This window comes from Janthinobacterium fluminis (genome assembly GCF_028595325.1).
Classification (GTDB): Bacteria; Pseudomonadota; Gammaproteobacteria; order Burkholderiales; family Burkholderiaceae_D; genus Janthinobacterium; species Janthinobacterium fluminis.
Genome location: NZ_JAQQXR010000004.1, coordinates 288477 through 306573 on the forward strand (window position 1 = coordinate 288477; position 18097 = coordinate 306573).

Below are 18097 nucleotides of genomic sequence, written 5' to 3' on the forward strand. Positions count from 1 at the left end.
ACGAATGGGCGCGTCCATGCGGGCGATCATATTGGGCGATTCCAATGACCTTCCCGACGAGGAAGGCCGTCCGGTCGGCGAGGTGCGCGCGTCCGAGCCGGTACGCAAGGCGAGGCCGACCCTCTACGCAATATGTCCCTACCGAGGCAGCCGGCAACGCTCGGTGCGCATGATGAACGTCAGCGCGCTCAGGCAACTCACCAGCGTGTGGCCGCAGCCGCTGGCCATACTCAGCCAGGTTCGCCGCATGCACGGCATACAGCCGGGTGCGCCGCCACCGCTGCTGACACTGTGCCGCATCGGCTTCACGGCGTTGTGCCTGCCGGCATACTTGGCTTACCGCTCCGCCCCGTGCGCCATCCCCGTCTCCATCGCGGCAACCCATAAGATGTGCCAGGGCTTGTTCGGGCTATGCAAGAACCTGTTGATCGACAGGGTTTCACGGGGCGAGAACTTCAGGGAAACGGTTGCCAATGTGGGTGATCTGTACCGCTTTGCGGAGCATAGCGGCATCCTGCTCAGCCGAACCGGCATCGAAGCCTGTGCGGCGCCGCCGGCAATGATCAGCGAAGCCTTGCGGCTGCTGGTACTGGGAACGCTCCATGATGAAGAGGAGCATGCGTCCGCCGGGGCATGGCACGGGGACGGCGAGCCCTTGCTGGCCTATAGCGCCGCGGTGGCAGACATGACCATCTGGACTACCGTGAGCGCGATAGCGCTGCGCTCCGCCATGGAGCGCGTGATAGCTGCCCGCGCCGAACTTGCCGGGCACACCGGCGTGGCCTGCGAAGATGCGCCCGCGCCGGCCGGCTATCTGCTGTCGGGCCTCAACGATGCGGTGATCGGTCCGGTACTCGCCATGCCCGACGACATTCGCCATCACTACGCGCTAGGCGCAATCGCCCTTTGTTCGACGCATGCGGCTGGCGCCGGCCTGCGCGCGCTGCTTGATCGCTGCGGGCCTGCCGACCTTACCCTGCCGCCGGCAGCCCAGGACAGGGCGGCATGCTTGATGGATACCGCGCTAGGTATTGAAAACGATGCGCTGCGAGTCTTCGACTATCTGCAACAGCGCGTGATGGCGGCCCTTGGGCGGCCGGCACTGCCCTTTTCATCCCTGGCCACGACGGTCAGCGAGACATTCGGCCACCTTCCCAGTCATTACACATGAATACCGATAACATCAAGCGCGGCACCGATACCGAGCAGGCAGGCGACACGGCCGAATCCTCGGCGACGCTGTCCGATGCGGAGCGCATACGCGCCCTCAGAAAACGCGGCCAGCACCAGGCGGCAAAAAAGCTCGCGGAAGAAACGGCGCGACTCAAGCCGCAAGACGCCGAACTGCAGTACGAGGCGGCATGCGTCCACGATTACCTCGGCCTTGGCGCAGCCGCGATCCCCTTCTACCAGGCGGCCCTTGCCGGCATATTGCCGGAGGCGCTGCAACGCGGCGCCTATCTCGGCCTCTGCAGCAGCTACCGCGCGCGGGGGCGCTATGACGAGGCGCTTGCGCTCATCAACGAAGCACTGAGCCGCTTCCCTGACGCCTCCGCATTGAAGGTCTTCCGCGCGATAGTCCTATACAACCTCCAGGACAACAAACAAGCCATGGCGACGCTCCTGGAAGTCCTGGTTCAAACGGCAATTGACCCGGAAATACGCGAATATGAGCGCGCCATTCTCCTGTATGCGAAGGACCTGGATCGGCAATGGTTTTAAACGGCTCCTCCGACAAGTTCGCTGGCAGCCTTGCTCGAACTGGCCTCGTCCAGAAACCCGCGCAGCGCCGCGTTGAACTGGCTGCTCTGACTAAGGAACGGCAAGTGGCCACTCCTGTCGAAAACCACGAAGCGGGAATGGCGAATGCCATCCTTCAGCAATGCGACCTGGTCGACCGGGAAGGCGATGTCGCAGCTGCCGGCGACGACCAGCGTCGGCACCTGGATTTCATGCAGGCGCTTGCGGGTGTCGAACTGGAACAGGCTATCGATGAAGCTCAGCAGCGCCTGCGGTTCGACTGCCACGTGCGTCTGCCTGATAATGGCCAGGCTGCGCGCCACTTCGGGGGCGAGGAACTTCTCGTGGTAGATATTGTTGAACTCCATCTGGTAGGTCAACAGCGGCGACACCGAATAATCCTCCAGGTCCTTCTGCGTGATGCCGCGCATGCGGGCGTCGGTCGGCGTCGTGCACACCAGCGCCAGGGACTTGAGCCGCTGCGGGTGCCGCAGCGCCAGCAGTTGCGCGATATTGCCGGCGATACACCAGCCAACCAGATGCGCCTCGCCGACGTCGAGCGCATCCATCAGCTCGACGAGATCGTCGGCCAGCTCCTCGAACGTGAAGCCCACGCCGCCATGGACGCTGCCGGCGTGCCCCGGCAAATGCGGGAAGATCAGCCGATAGTGGCCGCCGAACTCACGAATCTGATCTTCCCAGACCGACTTGCTGAAAGCCAGTGCCGTCAGGAAGATCAGCGCCGGTCCGCTGCCGCATTCGAAGTATTCGAAGACTTGCCCGCGCGCGCTGCTGAACTTGCCTCGGCCAAGCTGTGCCGCATGCTCGAACACGACCTCGGTCTGGCCGGCGTCCACCAGCCGCTGCATCGCCAGACCGGCCAGCGCATCCGGGATCGGCGGCACTGGCGGCAATACCGCGCCGGCCTGCAACTTCCCGGCCAGCAGCCGGGTCAGCGATTCGACGCTCGGCGCCGCGCCCGCCTCGGCAAAGAAGCCCGGCTCGATCACCTTGCCGAAACGCTGCCGCAGCTTCGCAAAGATCAGCGCCCACGTCATGGACGGCAGGCCGGCGTCGGCGAGGTTTTGCTGCGGATCGTTGATGCTGCCGTCGTCGACCGCGTCGGCAAAGGTCTGCTGCAGGAACTGGCGAATGTCCGCCAGCTCCGCTTCGTCCGGCCCGCCGCTCGCCTGCGCGACGCCGGCATACCCCGCCAGCGCTTCGCGGCTGAACACCGTCAGCACCGGATCGACGATCGCCTGCCGCCGGTAGCCGGCCCGGAGCAAGGTGTCGCCCAGGGCCGCCCGGTCCGGGACGCCGGGCTTGGCCAGGACCTGCGGCCACATCCCCGTCAGGTCGAGGATCAGTTGCAGCCCTTGCGACTCGATCGCTTCGCTCACGAAGACCAGGCTTTCGCGCCCGTCGGCGGCCAGCTTGTCCAGCAGCCCTGCCGCTTCCTGCGCGCAGGGGTCTTGCAGGTTGACGAGCACCACGTCGTAGCGGCTTTCGCCCAGGTGCGCGGCCAGCGCGCCCGGCACCATCGGCACAAACGAAACGAACGACACGCCCGGGTAGCGCTCCCTGCCAAGCTCCGTGATCCCCTTGGCCACTTGCGGCCAGCCGGCAACCACCCGGTACTCGATGCGCGCCCCGGGTGGCGCGGCGGCCACGATCGCCGACAGGAACTCGAAACCGCCCGCGCCGATGGCCAGCACGGCAATCGTCTCGCGGCCGGCCCAACGTCCGGCAAGACACAAGTCGGCCGTCATGCGGTTCAGGAAGGCCAGCTTGGACGGCACCGTAAACATGTCCACCAGCAGCGCACTGGCCGCCGCGAGCTGCTCGGGTCCGGGACGCTGCCCGTCCAGGATGCCGCTCAGGATGGCCACCAGCAGCTCGCAGTACGACTGGTATTCCGGCAGCGCCCGCAGATTGATCTCATACTGCAAGCGCAGCTCTTCCAACTGCTTGCGGCTGCGGATCGTGGCCGGCAGCGCCAGCCGCGCTCCGGCTTCGTCGTTGACGATGAACGGCGTCTTCGCCAGCAACTTGAGCAGATAGGCCGCCGTGAGTCCTTGCGCGCCCGGCACCAGTTTCAACAGCCGGGCAGCCGCCTTGTCGCCGCCTCCCGGCAGCCGTTCCAGCAGCCACTTGGTCGCCTGCATCGCCCGGCCGCCCAGCCGCTCCGCCAGCGTGGCGCCCCCCTTGCCGCTCGCGGCGTCGGCGCCATCGGCAGCCCCCGCCGTCAGCCGCTCCAGCAGCCGCTCGGTCGCAGCCGCATCGCCGCCCGCCGGTTGCGGATACAGGGCGATAGCGCCATCGGCGCCGCGCCGCTCCTCGAACAGCACGCCCTTATCGTTGAGCACCGCATACAGGATTGCCACTGTCGCCAGACGCAGATGCTCGGCAATGCTCTTGATCTGCTCGTCAAGGTAGGCTGCGGCATCGGCAGGCGTCGCGATCGATTGCAGCAGGCCGGCCTTGCCGCCGGCGAACTCTTCGGCAGCCACCACCGGGCCGACGACCGGCCGGGCCGGCGGCGGCAAGGCCAGCGGTGCGACGGCCGCGGGTGCGGGCGCCGTGCCGGTTTCCGGCCAGAACGAACGCAAGTCGAAGGCACAGCCGGGCAGCGCAACGCGGCGCCGGCCCGGATGGGACAGCGCCTTGCGCCAGTCAATCGACGCGCCGCCGATCCACACACGCGCCAAACCGGACCAGTCGCCGGCGGCCGCCAGCGCTTCGATGGCGGCGGGCTGGCCGGCAACCGGCGCAATGCCCTCCGCCGGCGTGGCCAGAACGGGGCTTCCGGCGGCATCGGCCAGCCAGCCATGCAGCTGCGCCAGCGCATCCTCAAGCGACTCCGCCACAAGGGCCAAGCGGTGCGGGAACTCGCGCCGCCCCACCTGCAGCGTGTAGGCGACGTCGGCCAGACCTGCCGGTTCGGCCGCCAGCCGCTGCGCCAGCGCCTCGGCCGAGCGCCGCAGCGCGGCGCGCGATCTGGCCGACAGCACCAGTAGTTGCGGCCCGTCCTCGCGCAGCGCCGACGCCGCAGGCGGACAGGACTCGACAATCAGATGCGCCGCCGTGCCGCCGGCGCCGAAGGCGTTAATTGCCACGCGCAGCGGCGCGGCCGACCAAGCCTCAAGCTCCTGCTGGATGGCCACGTTGGCGCCCGCAAAATTGAGCTGCGGGTTGATGTCCCCGCCGATCAGGGTTGGAACCAGCATCCGATGCTTGAGCTGCAGCACCACCTTGAGCAACTGCGCCATCCCGGCCGCAGCCTCCGCGTGCCCGACGTTCGGCTTCACCGATCCCAGCCGCAAGGGCTCGCCGCGACGCTGCCGGGTTTGGTAGGCGCTCTTGATCGCCTCGAATTCGGCGGCGTCGGTGGCTTCGTCGCCGACACACTGCATCTCCACATAGCCCACCTCATCGGGGCCGAGGCCGGCGCTCTCCAGCGCGCTGGCGATCACCCTACCCTGCCCGCGCGACGACGGCGAAAAATAGTTGAGCGTGCTGCCGCTGTGGCCGACCGCGCTACCCTTGATCACGGCGTGGATGGTGTCGCCGTCGCGCAAGGCCGCTTCCAGCGGCTTCAGCACCACCGCCGCCACGCCCTCGCCAGCCAGGAAACCCTTGCCGCCGGCGGCGAAGCTGCGGCTTGCGCCGTCTTCGCAAATGAGCTTGCCTTCGGCCATTGCATCCAGCCGCGACGGGTGCAGGTTCAGGTTCACGCCGCCGGCGATTGCCATGCTGCATTCCCCACGCCGCAGGCTTTCGCAAGCCAGGTGCAGCGCGACCGGCGACGACGAACACATCGTGTCCACCGCCAGGCTCGGGCCGGTCAGGCCCAGCGCATGCGACACCCGGTTGGCGATCGAGGCGAACGACAGGCCGGTGCTGCGCGGCGTCCCGGCCAGCGACTGCTCGAAGCCGATCAGGTTGTAGCTCGCCGACGTGACGCCGGCGAACACACCCACGTCCTCGCCGGCCCGGCTGCGCTCGGCCAGCCACTTGTCGTTGCCATAGCCGGCATCTTCCAGCGCATGCCAGCAGCTCATCAGGAACAAGCGCTCCTGCGGGTCGATGGTTTCCGCGTGCAGCGGCGCAATGCCGAAGAAAGCCGCGTCGAAACGGTCGACGCCGTCCAGGAACGCGCCCCAGGACTGCGGCGACGCGCCGCCGTCGGCGGCCCTTTCCGGCCAGCGACGCAGCGGCCCCCGGTTGTCGGCGCGGCTGCCGCTGCGCAGCATCTGCCAGTACGCGTCCAGCGAATCCGCGTCCGGGAAGCGGCAGGCGATGCCGACAATGGCAATGCCGGCGGCGCCGCCCTGCTGCGGGGGCGCCGCCATGGCCGGCTGCGCGGCGCATTCCTGCTGCGGCTGGACGGCCGCCAACGCCTCCGCAAGCTGCGGGGCGGCGGCGTGCGCCGGCTGCGGCAACGCGTCGGCGGCTACCCACGCCGCAAGCGCATCCCGCTGCGTCGCCAGGAAATGCGCAATCAACTCGTCGATGCTCTGGCAGTCAAAGAACAGCGCATTGTTAACGTCGGCAAATACGCCGACGAGCAGCCCGCACAGCTGATTGACCGAAATGGAATCGATGCCATATGTCGCCAGCGATTCCGTCGCATCGATCTGCTGCTCGGGCACGTGCAGCAAGCCGCCGACCAGCTTCTTGAACGCCGCCACGCCCAGTTGACGCAATTGCTCGTCGTCGAAGCGGACCGCCGCCGGGGTCGCTGGCGGCGTGCGCGCCGGCGCCGCGGCCGGCTGCGCGGCCGCCGTTTTCAGCAAGGCCAACTGGCCGAAGCGGCCGTCAAGCAGTTGCGTCAGCGCCGCCCAGCCTTCTTCCGGCTCGATCGACGCGAGGCCCAACTGCTGCATGCGGCCCTGGTAGGCCGGCGCGGCGGCAACGCCGACGCTGCCCCACCAGCCCCAGTTCATCACCTTCACCGGGCACGGCCACAACTGGCCGAGGCGCTGCGCAAAAGCGTCCTTGAACAGGCAGCCGGCCGCGTAGTTGCTCTGCCCCGCCCCTCTGGCGAAACTCTGCAGTGACGAGAAGAACAGCACGAAATCGAGCGCATCGCCTCCGCCGAACACCTGCGCCAGCCGCACGCTGACGTCGACCTTGGCCGACAGGCTGGCGCCGAAGCGCGCCTCGTCCATATTCGCCAGGCTCTGGTCGCCCAGCACCAGCGCCGAGTGGATGACGCCGTGGATGCTTCCGAAGCGCTGCAAGATCGTCTCGCGCGCCTGCCGCAGCGCCGCAAGGTTGCCGGCGTCGGCGGCGATATAGTGCGGCGCCGGACCCAGCCGGGCCAGACGATCGATGCGGCCCTGGATCGCCGCATCCAGCGGCCGCCGGCCGATCCAGATGACCTGGGCGCCATACTGGCCGATCACATGGGCGCTCCACGCCTCGCCGATACCGCCGGCGCCGCCGATCACCACATAGACGCCGCCTTGCCGGTACGCCGCGCGCCCGGACAGCGGCACTTCGGCCGGCAGCAACTGCTGCCGATACCACTGGCCGCTGCGCCAGGCCCAGCTGTTGCCCTGCGCATCGGTCGCCAAAGCCAGCGCCTGCGCCAGCGGCCAGGCCCCTCCCGCCGGGAAATCGATCAACCGCACCGTCCAGTTCGGATATTCCTTGGCCAGCGCACCGATCAGCCCGTGGATGCCGGCGTGGGCCGGCGCGATCACCTCATCGCCGCCTACCGCCTGGGTCTGGGTGGTAAACACGCTCCACTCCAGCGCTTTGCCGCCATAGCCCGTCGCCAGCAGGGCCTTCACCAGCCGGAAACCGTGCAATACGCCGTCCCGCTGCGCCGCGATCAACGCTTCGTCGGCCACATCCAGGGACAGCGCTTCGGGGACGATCCAGACCAGCTGGTCGAAGTCGTCATGGCCCGCAAGGGCATCGGCAATCTCGGCAATGCTGTTGCCGGGGGCGAAATCAGCAAGCTGCGCCACCCGGTACTGCCGGCGCAGCATATCCTGCTGCAACGCCGTGCCGCCAACGATCAGCACGCCGCCACGCGCCGGTTCACCCGTGCCGACAGGCTGTTCTGGCTGCCAGACCGGCGCGAGCAGGCTCAGGCGCCCGGCGCTGCCGGCCGCGCGCGCATCCGGCGCCGGCACGGCCACGTCGGCCGCCGCAACGGCCGGCGCGGCAGCACGGTCCAGCCAGTAACGCTCGCGGGCGAACGGATAGGTAGGCAGACTCATACGCTGCGGCTTCCCTTCGCCGTACAGCATGTTCCAGTCGAAGGCCAATCCCTTGACCCACAAATCCAGCACCTTCCCGAACTTCTTCCTTTCGCTCCACTTGGCGACGGCCTCCTGCAACTCTTCGTCGGCCGCAAACACCGCCATAGCCTCCTTGTTGCGCTTGACCTGGCCACGGTAAAGGTGCTCGATGCTGTCGTCGCCGGCCAGATAGGCCGCGAGCTTGTCATGGAGCTCGGCCGTCGAGCCCACCAGCAGCGCAAGGCGCTCGTCCATCGCTTCCCGCCCGACTTGCAGCGTATAGGCGAGCCCGGCCAATTTTTCGTCACGCCAACCCGTGGCGGCTATCGCCGCCAGCAACTGCTGGGCGCGCTCGCGCAAGCGCTCCTCATTCTTGGCCGACAGCACCACCAACACAGGCTCGTTCGCCGATACCAAACGCGGCGACGACTGTTCGACCGGCGCGACATATTCCTCGATGACCAAGTGGGCATTCGCGCCGCCGGCGCCGAACGAGGAAATCCCCGCCCGGCGCGGCTGGTCCGCCGGGCGCAGCCATTCGCCCAGCTCGCGCTGCACGCGGAACGGCGTGGCGGCGAAGTCGATGTGCGGATTCAGCACCTCGGCGTGCAGGCTCGGCGCCAACTGGCCGTGTTTCAGTTGCAGCAGCACCTTGGTGACAGCCGCTATCCCGGCCGCGCTTTCGCAGTGCCCGATATTCGACTTCACCGAGCCGATGGCACAGAACTGGCGCTCTTGCGTGGTGGCGCCGAACGCCTTGCTGAGCCCGGCGATTTCAATCGGATCGCCGAGCGGCGTGCCGGTGCCGTGCGCCTCCAGGTAGCTGATGCTGCGCGGATCGATGCCCGCCTCCGCCAGCGCGCCGGCGACCAGCGCCGCCTGCGCGTGGGGATTGGGCACGGTGTAACCGTTGGTCTTGCCGCCATGGTTGAGCGCCGACGCCTTGATCACCCCGTACACCGGGTCGCCGTCGGCAATGGCCTGGTGCAGCGGCTTGAGCACGAGCGCGCCGACGCCCTCGCCGTCGACGAAGCCGTCGGCCCCGTCGCCGAAAGAGCGGCAGCTGTCGCCGGCAGACAGCATGTTCATGGCCGACAGGGCCACGTACTGCACGGGATCGATGATGACGTTCACCCCGCCGGCGATCGCCACGTCGCAGGCGCCCGAGCGCAGGCTTTCCAGCGCCAGGTGCACAGCCGTCAGCGACGACGAGCACGCCGTATCGACGGCCAGGCTCGGCCCCTGGAAATTGAACAGGTAGGACACCCGGTTGGCAATCGACCAATAGCGGGTGCCGCTGCCGTAGTTACTGTTCATCACGCCGGCGAACACCCCGACCTTGCCGCTGGGGCTCAGGCTGGCCGGCGTGTAGCCGGCGTCTTCGATGCTCGCGTAGGCTTCCATCAGGAACAGGCGCTCCTGCGGGTCCATGTGCTCGGCTTCGCGCGGCGCGATGTTGAAGAACAGCGGATCGAAGCGGTCGACGCCGTCGATGAAACCGCCCCATTTGCTGTAGCTCTTGCCCGGCCGGCCCTTTTCGGCGTCGAAATAGCGCCGGTGGTCCCAGCGCTCGGCCGGGATTTCGCTGATGCAGTTGCGGCCCTGTTTCAGGTTTTCCCAGAACTCATCGACGTTGCCGGCCTGCGCATAACGGCCGGACATGCCGACGATGGCCACGTCACGCCCGGCCAACAGCGGCCCCGGAGCGGCCGGCTGCGCTGGTCCGCGCGCCAGCAAGCGCCGCGCCGTCCTGGCGGGCGCGGCTATCCGCGCGGCTTGCGCCTGCGGCGCGGCGCCGACGGCGCTACCCGGCGTCAGCTTCAGCACCTTGCCCAGCGCTTCCGGCTGGGTCTTGATGAAATGCCCGGCCAGTTCGTCAATGGTCCGGTATTCAAAGAACAGCGTGCTGCTGACGTTTTCAAACACGCCTTGTAAGGCCGTGGTCATTTCCACGACCAGAATCGAGTCGATGCCGTATTTTTCCAAAGGCTCGGCGCTGCTGATCTTATGGCTAGGCAACTTCAACGTCTTTGCCAGCAAGCCCGTGAAATAGGCGACAGCCCGCTCGTGCAAGGGGCTGTGCGGCAACGACGGCGTGCCCGGCCGGTCCTCGGCCGGCTTGTTCGGCTGAAGCGGCTGCCGCACCGGCGGCGGCGCCAAGCGCTGGCGCGCCACGCCGTCGCTCTCGGCGGCGATGATCTGCTGCCCCAACGCTTCCTTGTCGCCGGCCGGGTAGACCACCGCGCCGAAACCCTCGTCCCGCAGAACCTTGCGCCAGCCCTCGGCCGACAGGCCCGGACAGCCGGGAATCCGCAGTTCCGGGTCTTCGTACAACCACCAGCCCTCCAGCAAGCCGAAGGTCAGGTGCGTGAACACATGGCTGCGGCTGATCTCGTTCAACAGCAGCAGGCCGTTGGCGCGCAACGCCGCCTTGGCATTGCGCACGCTCTGCCGGATGTTCCCCGTCGCATGCAGCACATTCGTCGCCACCACCAGGTCGTAGCTGCCCGCTTGCAGATCCTGTTCCGCCAGCGACCGGCCGGCGTCGAACAACTGATAGCGCAAATACGGATTGGCCGGGCCGTACTCTTTTTCGGCATGGAACAGGAAGGCCTTCGACAGGTCCGTGTAGCAGTACTCGCCGACGTGGGCCGCATACGGCCGCAGCCGCTCGAACAGCAAGGCGCTGGTGCCGCCGGTGCCGGCGCCGATTTCCAGTATCCGCACCTGCGCCCCCGGGTCCTGCCGCAGGCGCGCCTGCACGAAAGCGAGCACCACCTCGGCCAGCACCGCGTTGAAGTAGTCGGCAACGGGATTGTGCTTGTAGACGCCCTCGACCAGACGCATCGACGAACCCGGGAACATCACCTCGGTGGCCGGCACCCGCCCGCCCAGGATATCGGGCAAGGCCCGCAGCGTCGTTTCGACCAGCGCCACCTGGGCCCGGAACGCCGGCGTCTCCAGCCAGAGCGCCTTGCGCTCCTCCCATTCGGTCCAGGCGGCCGCCATGTCGACGGGCGCCATGCCGCGCGTCGACACCTGCCCGCCGTCGAACTGCAGATAGCCCTGTTCGGCCAGCAGCCGCAGCGACTGCTCGAACCAGCGGCCGTACATCGCCGGCAGCCCCAGGGCGGCGGCGCATTCGGCCGCCGTGCCCTGCTGCCCGGCACCCAGGCCCAGCGCCTGCAATTGCCCGCAGAGCAGCCGCCCCAGCATCGCCTGCAGGGGCGCGTCGAAGGCGCGCGCCTCCGCCTGCCCGGCCGGCGCCAGCGCCTTGCCCGCGGAAGTGTCGAGCGTGCCCAGGAGGGCCGCGTACTGCGGCGCAAACACCTGGACCGCCTCGGCGAACTGCGGCCCCTGGCGGGCCGCCTGCGCGGTGGTTTTCAGCAGCGCCAGCTGGCCGGCGCCGCCGCCGAGCAGCGTGGCCAGCGCGGCCATGCCCTCGTCCGGCTCGATCGAGGCCAGCCCCATTTGCGCCATCCGCTCCCGGTAGGCGCTCGATGCCACCACGCCGACGCCGCCCCACCAGCCCCAGTTCATCACCCGCACGCGGCATGGCAAGACCCTGCCCAGCTGGTGCGCGAACGCGTCCTTGAAGGTGCAGCCGGCGGCGTAGTTGCTCTGCCCCGCCGCCTTCGTGAAGCTTTGCAGCGAAGAGAAGAACAGCACGAAGTCCAGCGCGCCGCCCAACTCCGCCTCGCCGAACACCTGCGCCAGCCGCACGCTGACGTCGACCTTGGCCGACAGGCTGGCGCCGAAGCGCGCCTCGTCCATGTTCGCCAGGCTCTGGTCGCGCAGCACGATGGCCGAATGGATCACGCCGTGGATGGCGCCGAAGCGCTCCTTGACCTGCCGGCAGGCCCGTTCCAGCGCCTGCCGGTCGGCCGCGTCGGCGGCGATGTACAGCGGCGCCGGCCCCAGCCGGGCCAGCCGGCCGATCTTCGCCTCGATGTCGGCGTCGGCCGGCCGCCGGCCTATCCAGACCACTTGCGCGGCGTGGCCGCGGATCACGTGTTCGCTCCACACTTCGCCGATGCCGCCGGCGCCGCCGATGACGAGGTACACGCCGCCCCGGCGGTAGGGCGCCGCCGCCCCGGCCGCCACCCGCGCCGGCAGCAGCTGCTGCCGATACCACTGGCCGCCGCGCCACGCCCAGCCGTTGCCCTGGGCATCCGGCGCCAGGCGCAGCGCTTCGGCCACCGGCCAGGCGCCGTCCTGCGGCATGTCGACCAGCCGCAGCTGCCAGTTCAGGTACTCCTTGGCCAGCGAACCGATCAGGCCATGCACGCCGGCGTGGGCCGGATTGACCGCCTCGTCCGCATGCACCGCCTGGGTTTGCGCGGTCAGCACGCTCCAGCGCAGCGCCCTGCTGCCGTAACCGGCTTCGAGCAGGGCCTTGACCAGCCGGAAGCACTGCAGCACGCCGTCGTGCTGGGCCGCGATCATCGCGTCCTCGGCAAGGCCGGGCGATCCGGCCTCCGGCGCCACCCAGAGCAGATGTTCGATCTCGCCCTGGGCGGCCAGCGCCGCCGCCAGCGCGGCAGGGCTGCCGGCGGCGTCCAGCTCGGCGACCTCTCCCTGGAACTGCCGCCGCAGCGTTTCCCGCAGCGCGCCGCCGCCGCCGACCAGCAGCACCCGCCCCGGCGCGGCCTGCACGGCCGGTGCCACGACGTCCCACACCGGCGCCAGCAGCGTCAGGCGCTCCGCGCCGTCGTCAGGCGCCGCGCCGGCAAACCCCTCGCCGTCGAGCGGACGGCTGGCGAAGCCCTTCAATTGCGCGCACACCACGCCCTCGTCGTCGCACAGCGTGATGTCGACCTTGCGGACGCGGTCCTCGAGCGTACTGCCCGCCTCGGGGCGCACCCAGGCCCACATCCGCTCGCCGCAGCGGCCGACGACGTCGACCTCGCGCACGGCGAACGGCAAAGCCAGTTGCGCCGCGCCGTCGTCCGGCGCCAGCCCGGCCACGGCCTGCAAGGCCGCATCGAGCAGGCTCGGATGCAGCACGTAGTCGCCGCCCGACGCCGCCAGCGAGGCCGGCAATTGCAGGCGCGCCAGCGCCTGGCCGGCGCCGACATAGATCACCTCGATGGCCTGCTGCGCCGGCCCGTATGCCAGTCCCAGCGCCGCGAAGCGGCGGTAGCACTCGGCGCCGTCCAGCACCAGGCGGTCGCACTGCGTGCGCAGCGCCGCCGGGTCGAGCCGCTCGGCGGCCCCCGCCGGCAAGGCTTCGGCCGTGCCCTGGCTGTGCACCACGTCCGCATCGCTGTAGACCGCGAAGCCGACGGAGCCGTCCGCTTCCGGATACAGCCCGATATGCACCTCCACCGGCTGGTCGGCCACCACGGGCCGCGCCCAGACGACATTTTTCAGGCGCACGCCGCCGCCGGCGTCCGCGCCGCCGGCCTGGAGCAGCGCCGCGCGCGCCATTTCCAGGTAGGCCACCGCCGGCAGGATGCGGCGGCCCTGCACGACGTGGTCGGCCAGGAAGAACTCGCCGCCGCTGAAGCGGCTGCTGAAGCGCTGCTCCGACAGATCGGAGGTGTTGCGTTGCACCAGAGGGTGCAGGAACGCCATTGCGCCCACCGCCTGATCCGCGGCCGATGCGCCGAATTGCGGGACCCAATAGCGCTCGCGGGCGAACGGATAGGTCGGCAAGCTGACGCGCCGCGGCCGGTTTGCGCCGTACAGCCCGTTCCAGTCGAACGCGAAGCCCTTGACCCACAGCTCCAGCAGCTTGTCCAACTTGCCCTTGGCTACCCAGGCGCCTATCGTGACGGCCATGTCGTCGTCGGCGGCCAAGGCCGCTAGCGATTCCCGGCTTTGCCCGGTCTGGCCACGGTACAGATTGTCGATGCCGTGCTCGCCGGCCAGATACGCGGCGAGCTTTTCCCTGAGCTCGGCCATCGAGCTCACCAGCAGCGCCAAGCGCTCCTCCATCGCCTCGCGCCCGACCTGCAAAGTGTAGGCAATATCGGCCAGTTGCGCATCGCTCCAGCCGGCAGCGCCGATCGCCTCGGCCAGATGCCGCGCGTACTCCTGCAGCCGCTCCGGATTCTTCGCCGACAGCAGCAGCGCCACGGGAAGTTCCAACGGTGCCGTGGGGCGCGCATCCGCTTCGGCGACGTATTCCTCGATGACCACGTGGGCATTCGAGCCGCCCGCGCCGAACGACGACACGCCGGCGCGGCGCGGCAGCTCCACGGCACGGCCGTCGACGTCGAGCACCGGCCGTTTCCATTCAGCCAGTTCGCGCTGGACGACGAAAGGCGTCGCCGCGAAGTCGATGTTCGGGTTCAGCGTCTGCGAATGCAGGCTCGGCGCCAACTGCCCATATTGCAACTGCAACAATACCTTGGTCACGCCGGCGACGCCGGCCACCGCCTCGCCGTGACCGATGTTCGATTTCACCGAGCCGATGGCGCAGAACTGCCGGTCCGCCGTGTGCTCGCCGAACGCCTTGCTCAGGCCGGTGATTTCGATCGGGTCGCCCAGGGCGGTGCCCGTGCCGTGCGCCTCGACGTAGCTGATCGTGCGCGGGTCGACACCCGCCTCCTTGAGCGCCTGGCCGATCACCGCCGCCTGGGCCAAAGGATTCGGCACCGTGTAGCCGTTGGTCTTGCCGCCGTGGTTGAGCGCCGTGGCCTTGATCACGCCGTAGATATGATCGCCGTCGGCGATGGCCTGTTCCAGCGGCTTCAGGATCAATGCGCCTACCCCTTCGGCCGGCACGTAGCCGTCGCCCCCCTCGCCAAAGCTTTCGCAGCGGCCCTTGCTCGATGCGAACTTTCCCTGCGCCAGAAGCAGGTATTTGTTCGGGTGGATGGTCACGTTGACCCCGCCGGCAATCGCCATCTCGCACTTGCCATGCAACAGGCTTTCGCAGGCCAGATGGATCGCCGTCAGCGAACTGGAGCACATGCTGTCCATCGACAGGCTCGGGCCGTGCAGATTAAAGTGATACGAGACGCGGTTGGCGATCGAGGCCGGACTGCCGCCCAGCGCCAGGTGGTTGCCCCTGGCCTGTTCCTGGGCGCCGTAGAGCTGGTACTCCTCGAAAAACACCCCGGCATACACGCCCACCTTGCGCTCCCGCCCGTGCCGGCCCAGCGCTTCGCGCGTGTAACCGGCGTCTTCCAGGGCGCCGTGCACACACTGCAGGAACAGCCGTTCCTGCGGGTCGACGAATTCGGCCTCGCGCGGCGACATATTGAAGAACTGCGGATCGAACTCATCGACACCGTCGATGAAGCCGCCCCATTTGCTGTAGGTAAAACCCGGCTTGTTCTTGTCGGGATCGAAATAGCGGCTATGATCCCAGCGCTCCGGCGGGACTTCTGTGACACAGTCCCTGCCCTCGCGCAGATTGTCCCAGAACGCCTTCAAGTCGCGGGCCTGCGGATAACGTCCGGCAGCCCCGATGATTGCGATGCCGCCGTGGCCGCGGGCCACCGGTGCGGCGCCGGGCGCTCCCTGCGCCGCCAAGGCGAAACGCTGGCGCCGCGTGCGCGCCGGCGGATGGGCCGGCACGCCGGGCGGCTCCACATCCGGACGTCCCGGCTGGCTGAGCTTGAGCAAGCCGGCCAGGCGTTCATGGTGGCTGGCGATGAAATAGCCGCTCAGCGCGTCGAGAGTCTGATATTCAAAGAGCAGGGTTTTCGACAGCGGGCCGAAGGTTTTCTCAAGTTCGGTGGTGAGCTGGGTCACCAGGATGGAGTCGATGCCATAACGGTCCAGCTGCGCGTCGGCGTCAATCCGGTCGGCGGGCAGCTTGAAGACCCTGGCCAGCAGACGCTTGAAGTGCTGCAGGGCCTTCTCCTTCAGTTGGCCCGCGTCCGTGGCGGCGCCGGCCGCCTTCGCCGGCAACGCTTTGGCGATCCTGGGAGGCTCGGTCGATTCGGCCAGCCAGCGCCTTACCTTGGCCGGCGCGCCCTGCAGCACCATTGCCTGCCCGACACCGGCGCCCAGCACACCGTACAGCGCCTCGAAGCCGGCCTCGCTGGCCAGCGCCGTCAAGCCGGTCAGTTGGGCGATCCGCGCTTCGCTGGCGGCGTCCATCCGCATGCCACCTTCCTTCCACAGCGGCCAGTTCAGCGACACCGTCCGGCCATGCCGCAACCCCTGCGCCGCCAAACCGTTGCGGTAATGCGCGTAACTGTCCAGGAAACCGTTCGCCGCCGCATAGTCGGCCTGTCCGGCATTGCCCAATGCCGCACTGGTCGACGAGAAGCAGATCAGCCAGTCGAGCTCGACGTCGCGGCTCGCCTCGTCCAGATGCAGCAGGCCCGCCACCTTCGGCGCCAGCACCGCCTCAACCTCTTCCGGCGTCTTCTTCAGCAGCAGGCTGTCGCGCAACACCCCGGCCGCGTGCACGATGCCGTGCAAGCCCTGGTACTCTTCCCGCACCTGCAAGACCAGCTGGCGCACGGCTTCCCGGTCGGCCACGTCGAGCGCCCGGTAGGCCACCGTCGCCCCCAGCGCTTCCAGCGCCCGCACATGCTGGCGGCCGGCGTCGTCAAGTTCCCGGCGCCCCGTCAGCACCAGCGTGACACCGCGCGCCCGGCGTGCGATTTCCGTGGCGAACAACTGCCCCAGGCCGCCCAGCCCCCCGGTGAGCAGATACACGCCGTCGGCCTTCCACGGCGGCGCCGCCGCTTCGGCCGTCATTTCCTCCCAGCCGGCCACCTCGCGCTGGCCGTCCACATGGCGGATGAGCACATCCTGCGGACAGGCCGCATTCGCGGCCAGCATGGCCGCCAGAGCGTCCGCGTCCACTCCCGAGCCGACGGCGATCAACTGGCCGACCAGCTTCGGCTGCTCCTGCCGCGCCGTCCTCAGCAAGCCGGCCAGCCCGGCCAGCGCCTGGCGCGGCCCTTCGGCCGGCACCACCACCTGCAGCAGCACCGGCCCGGCCGGCTTGCCTTGCAGGATGGCCTGCACCGCCGCGCACAGCCGCTGCACCGCAGTGCCGTAGTCGGCCGCCAGATCGTTCCCGGCCGCCAGCTCGACGCAAGCCGTGTCGCCCATCCTTTCCTGCAAGACCGGCGCGGCAACGCCCACCCCGCACAGCACCGCGTGGCGCTCCTGGTACTGCGGCGCGGCGCCCTGCGCCGGCTGCCGCCGCCATTCCGGCCGCAGCAGCAACACGCTACCGGCGCCCAACTGGCCTTCCACCACCCGGGCGGCGAAACCCAGCAGCCGCACCGCGACCACGCCCTCGTCGTCGCACAGCGTGACGTCGTATTTGCGGACCTGGGCCGTGCTGTCGCCGCTCGCCTTCACCAGCGCCCACATCTGCGGCGTGCAGCGGCCGACGATCTCGACTGTTGCCACCGCAAACGGCAAGGCCAGTTGCCCCTGTTGCTCGTCACCGGCCAGACCGGCGACCGCCTGCAAGCCGGCATCGAGCAGGCTCGGATGCAGCACATAATCGAGCACGCCGGCCGCCACGCTTGCCGGCAGTTGCAGCCGGGCCAGCGCCTGGCCGGCGCCGACGTGAATCGCCTCGATGGCTTGCTGCGCGGGGCCGTATGCGAGCCCCAGCGCGGCAAAGCGCGCATAGCAGTCGCTTCCCGCGAGCGTGGCGGCGCCGCATTGCGCGCGCAGCGCGGCCAGGTCGAGCCGCTCCGCCGCGCCCGGCTGGAAGGTTTCCATCGTACCCAGGCTGTGCACCCGCTCCTCGCCGCTGTAAATCTCGAAGCCGACCGCTCCGCCCTCTTCCGGGTACAGGCCGATATGCACCTCCACCGGCTCGGCCTCCACCACCAGCGGCCTGGCCCAGGCCACTTCCTTGAGCCGCACGCCGGCGCTCTCGGCCAGCCCGCCGGCCTGGATCAGCGCCGCCCGCGCCATTTCCAGATAAGCCACGCCGGGCAACACCCGTTTGCCCTGGACGACGTGATCGGCCAGGAAAAATTCCTCGCCCGTCAGCCGCGTGCTGAAACGCTGCTCCGACAAATCCGACGTGTTGCGCTGTACCAGAGGATGCAAGACCGGCACGCCCTGCCCCGCCGGGCGCGCCTGGTATTGCCGGATCAAACTTACTGCCTCACCCTTGTCAATTCGCTTGTTCTTGACTTCGTTTAGTATGTAGTTCAATAAGT

At 68.8% G+C, this 18097-nt stretch carries 3 protein-coding genes; 2 read left to right on the plus strand and 1 reads right to left on the minus strand.

Annotated elements, in window-relative coordinates; translation table 11 throughout:
- Window positions 1-16: 16 nt before the first annotated feature.
- Both OIK44_RS12520 and OIK44_RS12525 read left to right on the plus strand, forming a co-directional pair.
- Entirely contained in the window at window positions 17-1171 is a 1155-nt protein-coding gene (locus tag OIK44_RS12520; RefSeq protein WP_273671089.1) for a hypothetical protein, read from the plus strand.
- The gene (locus OIK44_RS12525; RefSeq protein WP_273671090.1) at window positions 1168-1722 is read left to right on the plus strand and encodes a tetratricopeptide repeat protein; all 555 of its coding nucleotides are present in this window, start codon (window positions 1168-1170) and stop codon (window positions 1720-1722) included. Before OIK44_RS12520 ends, OIK44_RS12525 begins: the two co-directional genes overlap by 4 nt.
- Here the strand turns inward: OIK44_RS12525 and OIK44_RS12530 are convergent.
- Window positions 1719-18092 (minus strand): SDR family NAD(P)-dependent oxidoreductase, encoded by a 16374-nt coding sequence (locus OIK44_RS12530; protein ID WP_273671091.1) that lies wholly within the window; start codon window positions 18090-18092, stop codon window positions 1719-1721. The genes OIK44_RS12525 and OIK44_RS12530 overlap by 4 nt on opposite strands.
- Between the last annotated feature and the right edge of the window lie 5 nt (window positions 18093-18097).